Origin of the sequence: Streptomyces sp. NBC_00016, assembly GCF_045040885.1 — a bacterium.
GTDB classification, from domain to species: Bacteria; Actinomycetota; Actinomycetes; order Streptomycetales; family Streptomycetaceae; genus Streptomyces; species Streptomyces coriariae.
The window spans coordinates 2,044,089-2,057,449 of the sequence record NZ_CP108304.1; the positions used below are offsets into that span (position 1 = coordinate 2,044,089).

The window sequence follows — 13,361 nt, forward strand, 5'->3', positions numbered from 1 at the left end:
CACTTTCACCACAGGCTGACACAGGGAGACCTTCCTTCGTAAAAGTCAGACTTTTAGGTTTGAACACAACAGAGCAGATGACCCGCTCCTATCGAGGATTTCTTGAAGATGAGCACGCAGACACCGAACAACTTCGAGTGGACCGAACTTGACCGGCGTGCCGTCGACACCGCACGCCTTCTGGCGGCGGATGCCGTGCAGCAGGTGGGCAACGGACACCCCGGAACCGCCATGAGCCTGGCGCCCGTCGCGTACACGATCTTTCAGAAGGTGATGCGACACGACCCGGCGGACCCCGAGTGGACGGGCCGTGACCGCTTCGTCCTGTCCCCCGGCCACACCTCGCTGACCCTCTACACCCAGCTCTTCCTCTCCGGCTACGAGCTGGAGCTGGCGGACCTCAAGAGCTTCCGTACGCACGGCTCGAAGACGCCCGGCCATCCCGAGTACGGGCACACCGCCGGTGTCGAGACCACCACCGGACCGCTCGGCCAGGGCGTCGCCAACGCCGTCGGCATGGCGATGGCCGCCCGCTACGAGCGTGGCCTGTTCGACCCCGACGCCCCGCAGGGCGAGTCGCCGTTCGACCACACCGTCTGGGGCATCGTCTCCGACGGCGACCTGGAGGAGGGCGTCTCCGCCGAGGCCTCCTCGCTCGCCGGCCACCAGAAGCTCGGCAACCTCGTCTTCGTCTACGACGACAACCACATCTCCATCGAGGGCGACACCGCCACGGCCTTCTCCGAGGACGTGCTGAAGCGGTACGAGGCCTACGGCTGGCACACGCAGCGCGTGGAGCCGACCGAGGGCGGCGACGTCGACGTCCCCGCCCTGTACGCGGCCCTGAGGACGGCGCAGGCCGAGACCGGGCGCCCCTCGATCATCTCGCTGCGCACGATCATCGCCTGGCCCGCGCCGAACGCCCGGAACACCGAGGCCTCCCACGGCTCGGCCCTCGGCGCGGAGGAGATCGCCGCCACCAAGCGTCTCCTCGGCTTCGACCCGGAGCAGAGCTTCGAGGTCTCCGACGAGGTCCTCGCGCACACCCGGGCCGCCCTCGACCGGGGCGCCGAGGCCCACGCGGCCTGGGACAAGCAGCTGGAGAAGTGGCGCGGCGCCGACCCCGGGCGCGCCCAGCTGTTCGACCGGGTCCTCGCCGGTCAGCTGCCCGAGGGCTGGGAGGACGCGCTGCCGGTGTTCGAGCCCGGCAAGCCGGTCGCCACCCGCGCCGCCTCCGGCAAGGTGCTCCAGTCGCTCGGGGCGGTCCTGCCCGAGCTGTGGGGCGGCTCCGCCGACCTGGCCGGTTCCAACAACACCACCATCGACAAGACCTCCTCCTTCCTCCCCGAGGGCAACCCGCTGCCCGAGGCGAGCCCGTACGGCCGCACGGTCCACTTCGGTATCCGTGAGTTCTCGATGGCCGCGGAGATGAACGGCATCGCGCTGCACGGCAACACCCGCATCTACGGCGGCACCTTCCTGGTGTTCTCCGACTACATGCGCAACGCCGTCCGGATGTCGGCGCTCATGCAGCTGCCGGTGACCTACGTGTGGACGCACGACTCCATCGGCCTCGGCGAGGACGGCCCCACCCACCAGCCGGTCGAGCACCTGGCCGCGCTGCGCGCCATCCCGGGCCTGAACGTCGTCCGCCCGGCCGACGCCAACGAGACGGCGATCGCCTGGGCCGAGATCCTGAAGCGGCACGCCACCCGGCCGGCCCCGCACGGTCTGGTCCTCACCCGTCAGGGCGTGCCGACGTACGCGCCGGACCCGGACGCGGCGAAGGGCGGTTACGTCCTGGTGGAGTCCTCGACCGCGACCCCCGAGGTCGTTCTCGTCGCCACCGGCTCCGAGGTGCAGCTGGCCGTCGCCGCGCGCGAGGCGCTGGAGGCCGAGGGCATCGGCGTCCGGGTGGTGTCGATGCCGTCCGTGGAGTGGTTCGAGGAGCAGCCGCGTGAGTACCGCGACCGCGTCCTGCCGCCGTCGGTGAAGGCCCGCGTCGCGGTCGAGGCGGGCATCGGCCTCACCTGGTACCGGTTCGTGGGGGACGCCGGACGCATCGTCTCCCTCGAACACTTCGGCGCCTCCGCCGACGCACAGACCCTGTTCGCCGCATACGGCTTCACCGCCGAGAACGTCGCCGCCGCGGCCAGGGCCGTACTCGATTCACTGAACGGCCTTGCCTCAGCGCGTGGTTGATCCGACCGCCAGAAAGAAGATGATCGAAGTGACCGAAGCAACCGCGACCGCGGGAGCGCTGGACCGCCTGTCGAACGAGGGCGTCTCCATCTGGCTGGACGACCTGTCACGCAAGCGGATCGCCTCCGGCAACCTCGCCGAACTCGTCGAGACGAAGAACGTCGTCGGCGTCACCACCAACCCGTCCATCTTCCAGGCCGCGATCGGCTCCGGCGAAGGGTACGAGGAGCAGCTCGCCGACCTGGCGGTGCGGGGCGTCACGGTCGACGAGGCCGTACGGATGATGACGACGGCCGACGTGCGGTCCGCAGCCGATATCCTGCATTCTGTATACACGGCGGCGGGTGGCCGTGACGGCCGGGTCTCCATCGAGGTCGACCCCCGTCTGGCCCATCACACCGCCGCCACCATCGCCGAGGCCAAGCAGCTCGCCTGGCTCGTCGACCGCCCCAACGTCATGATCAAGATCCCGGCGACCCGGGCCGGTCTCCCGGCGATCACCGAGGTCATCGGCCTCGGCATCAGCGTCAACGTCACGCTGATCTTCTCGCTGGAGCGCTACCGCGAGGTCATCGACGCCTATCTGGCGGGCCTGGAGAAGGCCGCCGCCAGGGGCCTGGACCTGTCCACGATCCACTCGGTGGCCTCCTTCTTCGTCTCCCGTGTCGACGCCGAGATCGACAAGCGGCTGACCGTGCTCGGCACCGACGCGGCCCTCGCGCTGAAGGGAAGGGCGGCCCTCGCCAACGCGCGGCTGGCCTACGCGGCGTACGAGGAGGTCTTCGCGGGCGACCGCTGGACCGCGCTCAGCGGCGCCGGGGCGAACAAGCAGCGTCCGCTGTGGGCATCCACCGGTGTGAAGGATCCTGCATACAAGGACACGCTGTATGTGGACGATCTGGTCGCACCGGGCACGGTCAACACCATGCCCGAGGCCACGCTGAACGCCACCGCCGACCACGGCGACATCACCGGTGACACGGTCACCGGCGGCTACGTCCAGGCGCGTGCCGACCTCGCCGCCGTCGAGGCGCTCGGCATCTCCTACGACGAGGTCGTCACCCGGTTGGAGGACGAGGGTGTCGCCAAGTTCGCGGTGGCGTGGCAGGACCTTCTGGACGCGGTCACGAAGTCGCTGATGAGCAAGGGAGTTGACGCGGAATGAGCACCAGCAGTCTCGACGCGGCCTGGGAGAACCCCCTGCGGGACGCCCGCGACCGGCGCCTGCCGCGTATCGCGGGCCCCTCCGGCCTCGTCATCTTCGGCGTGACCGGCGACCTGTCGCGCAAGAAGCTGATGCCGGCGGTCTACGACCTCGCCAACCGCGGTCTGCTCCCGCCGGGCTTCTCGCTCGTCGGCTTCGCCCGCCGCGACTGGGAGGACCAGGACTTCGCGCAGGTCGTCCACGACGCGGTGCGCGAGCACTCCCGGACGCCGTTCCGCGAGGAGGTCTGGCAACAGCTCGCCGAGGGCATGCGGTTCGTCCCCGGCGACTTCGACGACGACACGGCGTTCAAGCAGCTGCGGGACGCCGTCGAGGAGCTGGACTCCTCCCGCGGCACGGGCGGCAACTTCGCCTTCTACCTCTCCGTACCGCCGAAGTTCTTCCCCAAGGTGGTCGAGCAGCTCAAGAAGCACAGGCTGGCGAAGGGGCCGGAGGGCTCCTGGCGGCGGGCCGTCATCGAGAAGCCCTTCGGGCACGACCTCGCCAGCGCGCAGGAACTGAACGCGGTCGTGCACGACGTGTTCGAGCCGGACCAGGTCTTCCGCATCGACCACTACCTCGGCAAGGAGACCGTCCAGAACATCCTGGCGCTGCGCTTCGCCAACACGATGTTCGAGCCGATCTGGAACCGGTCGTACGTCGACCATGTGCAGATCACGATGGCCGAGGACATCGGCATCGGCGGCCGGGCCGGCTACTACGACGGCATCGGCGCCGCCCGTGACGTCATCCAGAACCACCTGCTCCAGCTGATGGCCCTCACGGCCATGGAGGAGCCCGCCGCCTTCGACGCGAACGCGCTGCTCACCGAGAAGCTCAAGGTGCTCAGGGCGGTGAAGCTGCCCGAGGAGCTCGGCAGCCACACCGTGCGGGGCCAGTACGCGGGCGCCTGGCAGGGCGGCGCGAAGGTGCTCGGCTACCTGGAGGAGGACGGCATCGACCCGTCCTCCACGACGGACACGTACGCTGCCGTGAAGCTGAACGTCGACAACCGCCGCTGGGCGGGCGTGCCGTTCTACCTGCGGACCGGCAAGCGCCTCGGCCGCCGGGTCACCGAGATCGCGGTGGTCTTCCAGCGCGCTCCCCACTCCCCCTTCGACTCCACGGCGACCGAGGAGCTCGGCCAGAACGCCATCGTGATCCGCGTCCAGCCGGACGAGGGCATCACGGTCCGCTTCGGCTCCAAGGTGCCGGGCACCTCGATGGAGATCCGGGACGTCACGATGGACTTCGCCTACGGCGAGTCCTTCACCGAGTCCAGCCCGGAGGCGTACGAGCGGCTCATCCTGGACGTACTGCTCGGCGATGCCAACCTGTTCCCGCGCCACCAGGAAGTGGAAGAGTCCTGGAAGATCCTCGACCCGATCGAGGAGTACTGGGCACGGCACGGCAAGCCCGCGCAGTACGCCTCGGGAAGCTGGGGACCCGAGGAAGCCGACGAGATGCTCGCACGAGACGGACGGAGCTGGCGCAGGCCATGAAGATCGACCTGACCGACACCACGGCAAGCAAGATCAACAAGGCGTTGGTGCGGGGTCGCCGCGCCATCGGCACACCGGCCGTGGGCATGGTCCTGACGATGGTCATCGTCACGGACGAGGAGAACGCCTACGACTCGATCAAGGCGGCCGAGGAGGCCTCGCACGAGCACCCCTCGCGCACCCTGGTCGTCATCAAGCGGCACGCCCGCAGCCCGCGCGACCGCACCAACGCCCGTCTCGACGCCGAGGTACGGGTGGGCGCCGACGCGGGCACCGGCGAGACGGTCATCCTGCGGACGTACGGCGAGGTGTCCGACCACGCCGACTCCGTCGTCCTGCCGCTGCTGCTGCCGGACGCGCCGGTGGTCGTGTGGTGGCCGGTGGACGCGCCGATGAACCCCGCCAAGGACCCGCTGGGCGCGCTCGCACAGCGCAGGATCACCGACATGTACGCCGTCGAGCGGCCGCTGACGGCCCTGGAGGCGCGCGTGAAGTCGTACGCGCCCGGCGACACCGACCTCGCCTGGACCCGGCTCACCCCGTGGCGCTCGATGCTCGCGGCGGCGCTGGACCAGGCCCAGGTGCCGATCACCTCGGCGGCCGTCGAGAGCGAGGCCGACAACCCCAGCGCCGAGCTGCTCGCGCGCTGGCTGGAGGCCCGGCTGAACGTCGTGGTCGACCGGGTCGTCACCGCGGGCCCGGTCGTCACGGCCGTCCGGCTCGGCACCGAAAGGGGCGAGATCGTCATCGACCGCCCCGAGGGCCCGCTCGCCACGCTCACGCTGCCCGGCCAGCCCTCGCGCACCCTGGCGCTGAAGGTCCGCGCCACCTCCGAACTCATCGCCGAGGAGCTCAGGCGCCTCGACGCGGACGAGATGTACGCCGTCGCCCTGCGCGGCGAGGGCACCAAGGAGACCCCCTCCCATGTCTGACACCCCCCGGCTCGACCAGCGGCCCGAGTGGACCGCGCTGAAGGACCACCGTGCCCGGTGGCAGACGGACCTGCGGGAGCTGTTCGCCGCGGACCCGGAGCGCGCGGAGCGGTACGTGGTGCGCGTCGGCGACCTGCGCATCGACTTCTCCAAGAACCTGGTCACCGACGAGACGCTCGCCCTGCTGCGCGAACTCGCCGCCGCAACCGACGTGTTCGGGCTGCGCGACGCCATGTTCCGCGGCGACAGGATCAACATCACCGAGGACCGCGCGGTCCTGCACACCGCGCTGCGGGCCCCCACGGGCACCGTCGTCGAGGTCGACGGCGAGGACGTCGTCCCCCAGGTCCACGCCGTGCTCGCCAAGATGAGCGGCTTCGCCGAGCGCGTGCGCTCGGGCGAGTGGACCGGTCACACGGGCCGCCGGATCCGCAATGTCGTCAACATCGGCATCGGCGGCTCCGACCTGGGTCCCGCGATGGCGTACGAGGCACTGCGGGCCTACACGGACCGCTCGCTGACCTTCCGGTTCGTCTCCAACGTCGACGGCGCCGATCTCCATGAGGCGGTCCACGACCTGGATCCCGCCGAGACGCTGTTCATCGTCGCCTCCAAGACCTTCACCACGATCGAGACGATCACCAACGCGACCTCGGCCCGCACCTGGCTGCTGAAGGGGCTGGGCGGTGAGGAGAAGGCGGTCGCGAAGCACTTCGTCGCGCTGTCCACGAACGCCGAGAAGGTCGCCGACTTCGGCATCGACACGGCCAACATGTTCGAGTTCTGGGACTGGGTCGGCGGTCGCTACTCCTTCGACTCGGCGATCGGCCTGTCGCTGATGATCGCCATCGGCCCGGCGCGGTTCCGGGAGCTGCTCGACGGGTTCAGGATCGTCGACGACCACTTCCGCACCGCGCCCGCCGAGTCCAACGCCCCCCTGATCCTCGGCCTGTTGGGCGTCTGGTACGGCAACTTCTTCGACGCGCAGTCGCACGCCGTGCTCCCCTACAGCCACTACCTGTCGAAGTTCACCGCCTACCTCCAGCAGCTCGACATGGAGTCCAACGGCAAGTCGGTGGACCGCGAGGGCCGGCCCGTGCAGTGGCAGACCGGGCCGGTGGTGTGGGGCACTCCGGGCACCAACGGGCAGCACGCCTACTACCAGTTGATCCACCAGGGCACCAAGCTGATCCCGGCCGACCTGATCGGCTTCGCCCGTCCCCTCGACGAGCTGAGCGGCGAACTCAAGGCGCAGCACGACCTGTTGATGGCCAACCTGTTCGCGCAGGGACAGGCCCTCGCCTTCGGCAAGACCGCCGAGGAGGTCCGGTCGGAGGGCGTGCCGGAGGAGCAGGTGGCGCACCGCACCTTCCAGGGCAACCACCCCACCACCACGATCCTCAGCCCCGAGCTGACCCCGTCGGTGCTCGGTCAGCTCATCGCGCTCTACGAGCACAAGGTGTTCGTGCAGGGCGCCGTGTGGGACATCGACTCCTTCGACCAGTGGGGCGTGGAGCTCGGCAAGGTGCTCGCCAAGCGTGTCGAACCCGCCCTCACCGAGGGTGCCGAGGTGCCCGGCCTCGATCCCTCCACCGCCGCTCTCGTCGCCGCCTACCGCGAACTCAGGAAGTAGTGAACTGACATGACATCGATGCAGCTGGGCCTGATCGGTCTCGGCAAGATGGGCGGCAACATGCGCGAGCGCATCCGCCGCGCCGGCCACACCGTCATCGGCTACGACCGCAATCCCGAGGTCTCCGACGTCGGCGGTCTCGCCGAACTCGTCGAAAAGCTCGAAGCGCCGCGCACCGTCTGGGTGATGGTCCCGGCCGGCGAGGCCACCCAGTCCGTCATCGACGAGCTCGGCGGCCTGCTCCAGAGCGGCGACACGGTCGTCGACGGCGGCAACTCCCGCTGGACGGACGACGAGAAGCACGCCAAGGAGCTCGGCGCCAAGGGCATCGGCTTCGTCGACGCCGGTGTGTCCGGCGGCGTCTGGGGCCTCCAGAACGGCTACGCCCTGATGGTCGGCGGCGACGTCGCGCACGTCGCCAAGGTGCAGCCGATCTTCGACGCGCTCAAGCCGGAGGGCCCGTACGGCTATGTCCACGCGGGCAAGGTGGGCGCCGGGCACTTCTCGAAGATGGTCCACAACGGCATCGAGTACGCCATGATGCAGGCGTACGCCGAGGGCTGGGAGCTCCTCGAGAAGGTGGACTCCGTGGAGAACGTGCGCGAGGTCTTCCGGTCCTGGCAGGAGGGCACGGTCATCCGGTCCTGGCTGCTCGACCTGGCCGTCAACGCCCTCGACGAGGACGTGCACCTCGACAGGCTGCGCGGCTACGCGGAGGACTCCGGCGAGGGCCGCTGGACGGTCGAGGCCGCGATCGACAACGCCGTGCCGCTGCCCGCCATCACGGCGTCCCTCTTCGCGCGGTTCGCCTCCCGTCAGGAGGACTCGCCGCAGATGAAGATGATCGCGGCGCTGCGCAACCAGTTCGGCGGCCACGCCGTCGAGTCGGCGGAGAAGTAGGCCCGGCCGTGGGGGATCTGCTGCTGGTCCGCCACGGGGAGACCGAGTGGAGCAGGTCGGGACAGCACACCAGCTTCACCGACCTGCCCCTCACCGAACACGGTGAGGAACAGGCCAAGTCGCTGGCCCCGCTCCTCTCCGGCCGGACCCTCTCGCTCGCCCTGACCAGCCCGCTGCACCGCGCGATACGCACCGCCGAACTCGCCGGCATCACCGGCGCCCTGCCCGAACCCGACCTGCACGAATGGGACTACGGCGGCTACGAGGGCGTCACCACCGACGAGATACACCGCACCCGTCCCGCCTGGGACCTGTGGACCGACGGCGTGCCGCCCGGCCCGGCCGGTCACCCCGGCGAGTCGCCCGAGGAGATCGGTCGGCGCGCCGACCGGGTGCTGGCCCGGGTGGACACCGCGCTGGCCCGCGACGACGGTGACGTCGTCCTCGTCGCCCATGCCCATGTCCTGCGGGTGTTGACGGCCCGCCGGCTCGGACTGCCGCCTGCCGAGGGGCGGTTGTTCCAGCTGGCCACGGGCACCATGAGCCGTCTGTCGACGGAGCACGGGCGGCCCGTGATCGCCGAATGGAACGTACGGGCATAGCCGGTTGACACCGCTCGGCAAGGCCCGCCAGAGTCGCGGCTGATGGAGATCAACGATCTGACACCGGCCGAACAGCGACTCTGGCGGGCCTTCGCCACGGGCGCGACCGTCGATTTTCGGGCGCAGGGCGAGGAGAACGGTCCCGAACGCAGCGTACGGGCGGCCGTGTTGCGGGCGCTGCTCCTCAACGGCCCCCGCGAACCGGGGGAGATAGCCGCCCTCAAGGTCACCGGGGCACGCGTCACCGGTCTCCTCGACCTGCGCCACGCGGTCGTCGACAGCATGATCCGCCTGATCCACTGCCGCTTCGACGAGGCCCCGAGGCTGGTGGGCGCCCAGCTCAACTACGTCAGCCTGCGCGACTCCGAGCTGCCCGGCCTGGACGCGTCACACACCCGGATCGACGGGGGCCTGCGGCTGACCCGCTGCCGTGTCGGCGGCCAAGTACACCTCAGCAGGGCGCAGATCTCGGGTGCCTTGTACCTCGACGGGGCGGAGGTCACCGCGACGGACCTCTCGGAGCCCGTCCTCCAGCTCAACCAGGTCTTCATCGACGACGACCTCTGCGCCCGCGGGCTGCGCACCCAGGGCCTGATCCGGCTCGACGGCGCCTCCGTCACCGGCTCGATCGACCTGGAGGACGCCGAACTCAACAACCCCGGCGCGCATGTGCTCAACGCGGAGTCCCTCGACGTGGGGGCCAATCTGCTGGGCAGGCGGCTGCGCGCGCACGGCCGGATCGATCTGCGCGGCTCCCGCATCCCCGGCCGGGTGGACCTGCTGCGCACCTCGCTGTCCAACCCGGGCGGCACCGCGCTGCGGGCCAGCAGCTGCGTCATAGGGGAGCTCTGGCTGCGCGAGGGCCCTCCGGTCGAGGGCCGGCTCAATCTGCGGCGCGCCGAGGTGGGCCAGCTCCAGCTGGAGCCGGAGATGCTGCCCGACCAGGTCCGGCTGCTGGATCTCACCTACACCTTCCTCACCCCGCACGAGCCCGCCGAGCGGCGGCTGCCGATGCTGGAGCGCGACGACGGCGCGTTCGACCCGCACGCCTACGAGCAGTTGACGGGCGCCTACCGCCGCATCGGCGACGACCGTGCGGCCCGGGTGGTGCAGTTGGCCAAGCAGCGCCGGCATCGCGGCACCCTGCCCTGGTACGGCCGGGTGTGGGGCCACCTCCAGGACGCGGCCGTCGGCTACGGGTTCCGCCCGCTGCGCGCGGCCGTCTGGCTGCTGTCCCTGCTGGCGGTCGGCTCGATCACGTACGCCGGGCACCACCCGCCCCCGCTCAAGACGGGTGAGGCACCCGAATTCAACCCGGTCTTCTACACCCTCGACCTGCTGCTGCCCGTGATCTCCTTCGGGCAGGAGAGCGCGTTCGCGCCGAGGGGCTGGTACCAGACGCTGTCGTACGTCCTCATCGTGACCGGTTGGATCCTGGCCACGACCGTCGTCGCCGGTGTGACCAGGACGGTCAGCCGGCAGTAGGTCAGCGCGCGGCGTGCTGGGCGGCCAGCCGCACCGGCGCGTTGGCGGCGCCGTACCCCTGGTAGCCGCCCTCGCGCTGGACGAGTTCGAAGAAGACCCGGCCGACGGTGTGCGTGTAGCAGTGCCGAAAGACGCCGTGCGCGTCGCGGTCGTAGAGGATGCCCAGGTCGCGGTAGGTGTCCAGCTCGCCGTCGGCGAACTCGAAGCGGGCCTCGAGGTCGTCGTAGTAGTTCGCCGGGATGGGCAGCAGGCGTCCGCCGGCCTCGGTGAACCGGCGGGCCGCGGCGACCACGTCGTCGGTGGCCAGCGCGATGTGCCGGGCGTGCGCGGTGTCGTCACCTGGGGCCGCGCCGACGGTGAGCGGGAGGCGGACGCTGCCGTCGGTGTTGGTGACGGCGCGGCTGCGCAGCAGTCCGTAGGGGTCGGCGACGTCGACGCTCTCCTGGGCGTCGAGGCCGAGGACACCGCGGTGGAAGAGCACCGCCTCGTCGAAGTGGTGCCAGGGCTGGGTGAGTGCCACGTGGTCGATGCGGACGGCGTCCGAGGCGGCCGGGGTGTGCGGTACGTCCGCGAAGTCGGCGCGCCAGTTGGGCAGTTCGGGCCGGTTCGTCGCGCACAGGAAGAGTTCCGTGCCGTCGGGGGCGGCGACGGCGTCGAGCGGGGCGTCCTCGGCGGCCCGACGGCGGGGCAGGACGGGGGCGAGCAGTGCCTCGGCGCGGCGGGCGGCCGCCGCGGGGTCCGGTGACTCCAGGCCGAGCGCGGTGAGGGTGGTGCCGTCGATGGGGGTCCCCCCGCGCGAGCGAAGCCGAAAGCGGGGGAGGACGGCCGGACCGGTGTTGACCAGGACGCGGGCCTCGCCCTGCTCCCACAGCTCGACGGGTTTGCCGCGGTGGCGGGCGGTGCGGGCGAAGCCGAGGCCGGTGAGGAGGGCGGCGAGAGGTTCGGCGTCGTGGGTGACCAGTTCGGCGAAGGCGATCCCGGTGGGGGCGGCGGGCGCGGGCAGGGCCCGGACGCCGGCCTCCTCCTGGAGGATCAGCAGGGAGCGGCGGGCGTCCACGGCGGTCGGGCCGGCCTCGGCCTGCCGGAAGACGTCGTTGAAGACCTCGAGCGAGAGCGGTCCGTCGTAACCGGTGCGCAGGACGTGTTTCACCAGTCCCGCGACGTCGAAGCCGCCCTGACCGGGGAAGCAGCGGTGGTGGCGGCTCCACTGGAGGACGTCCATGCCGAGCAGCGGGGCGTCGGCCAGCTGGAGGAAGAAGATCTTCTCGCCGGGGATGTCCTCGATGCCTTCGAGGTCCTTCGGATCGGAGCTGCGGGACAGGACGTGGAAGCTGTCCAGGCAGGTGCCGAGCGCGGGGTGGCCGGCCGCCTCGACGATGCGCCAGGCGTGGTCGTAGGTGCTGACGTGCCGTCCCCAGGCGAGCGCCTCGTAGGCGACGCGGATGCCGAAGTCCTGCGCCAGGTCGGCCAGTTCGCTCAGCTGCCCGGCGGCGAGCGCGTCGTCGTCGGCCGCGAGCGGGGAGACGCTGGAGCAGACCAGGACGGTGTCCGCGCCGAGCCGGTTCATCAGCTCGAACTTGTGCCGGGCGCGGCGCAGGTTGCGGGCGAACTCCTCGGCCGGCACCGCCTCGATGTCCCGCATCGGCTGGTAGAGATCGATGCCCAGGCCGAGGTCGGCGCAGCGGGCGCGGATCTCCTCCGGGGTGAGGGGACTCGCGAGCAGGTCGTTCTCGAAGATCTCGACGCCGTCGAAACCGGCCCGGGCGGCGGCCGTGAGCTTCTCGGTGAGGGATCCGCTGAGGGAGACGGTGGCTATCGACGTACGCACGGTCATGCTCCTTCGAGGGCTGTGCCGCGACCCGTCGGGGGCGCGGGGCGGGACATCCTGCGGCTGTCATGGGGCGTGGCCCGCGGCCGTCGTACGCCATGGCCCGCGGCCGTCATACGGCATGGCCCGCGGCCGTCATACGGCATGGCCCGCCGAGTGCTCGGCGCCACGGGCCATCTCCGCGAAGTCGGCCAGCATGCCGACGCTGTCCGGCTCGCGGCCGGTGAACAGCCGGAAGGCGTCCACGGCCTGGAAGACTGCCATGCCGCCCCCGTCCAGAGTGGCGCAGCCGACCGCGCGCGCGGTGCGCAGCAGCTCGGTCTCCAACGGACGGTAGACGACCTCGGCGACCCACAGGTCGGGGCGCAGCAGCCCGGCCGGGAAGGGCAGGCCGGGGTGGGCGGCCATGCCGGTGGGAGTGGCGTGCACGACGCCGTCGGCCTGGGCGAGCAGATCGGCCAGCCGGTCGGGAGCCGCGGCCGCGGCCCGGCCGGGTCCGAAGTGCCGGTTGAGGGAACCGGCGAGATCCGCGGCCCGGTCGGCCAGCGCGTCCACGACGGTGACCTGGCCGGCGCCCAGCGTGAGGGTGGCGTGCGCGACGGCGGCGCCCGCCCCGCCGGCGCCCAGCTGCACCACCCGCTCCAGCGGCACGTCGGGCAGACCGCGCGCGAAAGAGGCGGCGAATCCGGTGACGTCGGTGTTGTGGCCGATGGCCCGGCCGTCCTCGAAGACCACGGTGTTGACCGCGCCGAGCGCCTCGGCCTGCGGGGCGAGCGCGTCGAGGTGCGGGATGACCAGCTGCTTGCACGGGTGCGTGATGTTGAGCCCGTCGAAGCCGAGGTCGCGGGCGGCGCGCACCAGGTCGCCCACCGCCTCGGGCCCCAGGCCCAGCACGTCGATGTCGATGAGCCGGTACAGGTACCGCAGGCCCTGCCGGTCGGCCTCCCGCTCGTGCAGCGCCGGGCTGAGGGACGGACCGATGCCGGAGCCGATCAGTCCGACGAGATACGAGTCCTTGAAGACGACGGCCACGGCGGACCTCCTGATCGGCTGGCTAATGTACGAACTGGTGA

Annotated in this window: 10 protein-coding genes; 8 read left to right on the plus strand and 2 right to left on the minus strand. The window is 70.9% G+C overall.

The window, feature by feature from the left end:
* Positions 1-108 precede the first annotated feature (108 nt).
* The 8 genes from tkt to OG933_RS09205 are packed head-to-tail and all read left to right on the plus strand — an operon-like array spanning position 109 to position 10,460.
* Positions 109-2,202: a transketolase gene (gene tkt, locus OG933_RS09170; protein ID WP_362526875.1), complete on the plus strand. Its 2,094-nt coding sequence runs from the start codon at positions 109-111 to the stop codon at positions 2,200-2,202.
* Between the two features lie 19 nt (positions 2,203-2,221).
* On the plus strand, positions 2,222-3,367 hold the full coding sequence (gene tal, locus OG933_RS09175; RefSeq protein ID WP_405633303.1) for a transaldolase: 1,146 nt from the start codon (positions 2,222-2,224) through the stop codon (positions 3,365-3,367).
* The gene (zwf, locus tag OG933_RS09180; RefSeq protein ID WP_362526881.1) at positions 3,364-4,908 is read left to right on the plus strand and encodes a glucose-6-phosphate dehydrogenase; all 1,545 of its coding nucleotides are present in this window, start codon (positions 3,364-3,366) and stop codon (positions 4,906-4,908) included. The genes tal and zwf overlap by 4 nt, the downstream gene beginning before the upstream one ends.
* On the plus strand, positions 4,905-5,840 hold the full coding sequence (gene opcA, locus OG933_RS09185; protein ID WP_267021612.1) for a glucose-6-phosphate dehydrogenase assembly protein OpcA: 936 nt from the start codon (positions 4,905-4,907) through the stop codon (positions 5,838-5,840). The genes zwf and opcA overlap by 4 nt, the downstream gene beginning before the upstream one ends.
* Positions 5,833-7,473 carry a glucose-6-phosphate isomerase gene (gene pgi, locus OG933_RS09190; protein WP_405626424.1) on the plus strand — a complete coding sequence of 547 codons (1,641 nt, stop codon included), beginning with the start codon at positions 5,833-5,835 and terminating at the stop codon, positions 7,471-7,473. Before opcA ends, pgi begins: the two co-directional genes overlap by 8 nt.
* 18 nt (positions 7,474-7,491) lie before the next feature.
* A complete protein-coding gene (gene gnd, locus OG933_RS09195; RefSeq protein WP_405633306.1) occupies positions 7,492-8,373 on the plus strand; it encodes a phosphogluconate dehydrogenase (NAD(+)-dependent, decarboxylating) in 882 nt (293 codons plus the stop codon).
* An 8-nt stretch (positions 8,374-8,381) separates the two neighbouring features.
* Positions 8,382-8,975, plus strand: coding sequence for a histidine phosphatase family protein (locus OG933_RS09200; protein ID WP_362526886.1), 594 nt, complete (start codon positions 8,382-8,384; stop codon positions 8,973-8,975).
* Between the two features lie 42 nt (positions 8,976-9,017).
* Complete coding sequence (locus OG933_RS09205; RefSeq protein WP_362526889.1) at positions 9,018-10,460, plus strand: membrane-associated oxidoreductase; 1,443 nt, start codon at positions 9,018-9,020, stop codon at positions 10,458-10,460.
* 1 nt (position 10,461) lies between these two features.
* On the opposite strand, the gene OG933_RS09210 is transcribed toward OG933_RS09205, so the two are convergent.
* Both OG933_RS09210 and OG933_RS09215 read right to left on the minus strand, forming a co-directional pair.
* Entirely contained in the window at positions 10,462-12,288 is a 1,827-nt protein-coding gene (locus tag OG933_RS09210; protein WP_405626426.1) for a bifunctional sugar phosphate isomerase/epimerase/4-hydroxyphenylpyruvate dioxygenase family protein, read from the minus strand.
* 135 nt (positions 12,289-12,423) lie between these two features.
* Positions 12,424-13,320, minus strand: a complete 897-nt coding sequence (locus tag OG933_RS09215) for a shikimate dehydrogenase (RefSeq protein WP_362271069.1) — start codon at positions 13,318-13,320, stop codon at positions 12,424-12,426.
* Positions 13,321-13,361: the final 41 nt, after the last annotated feature.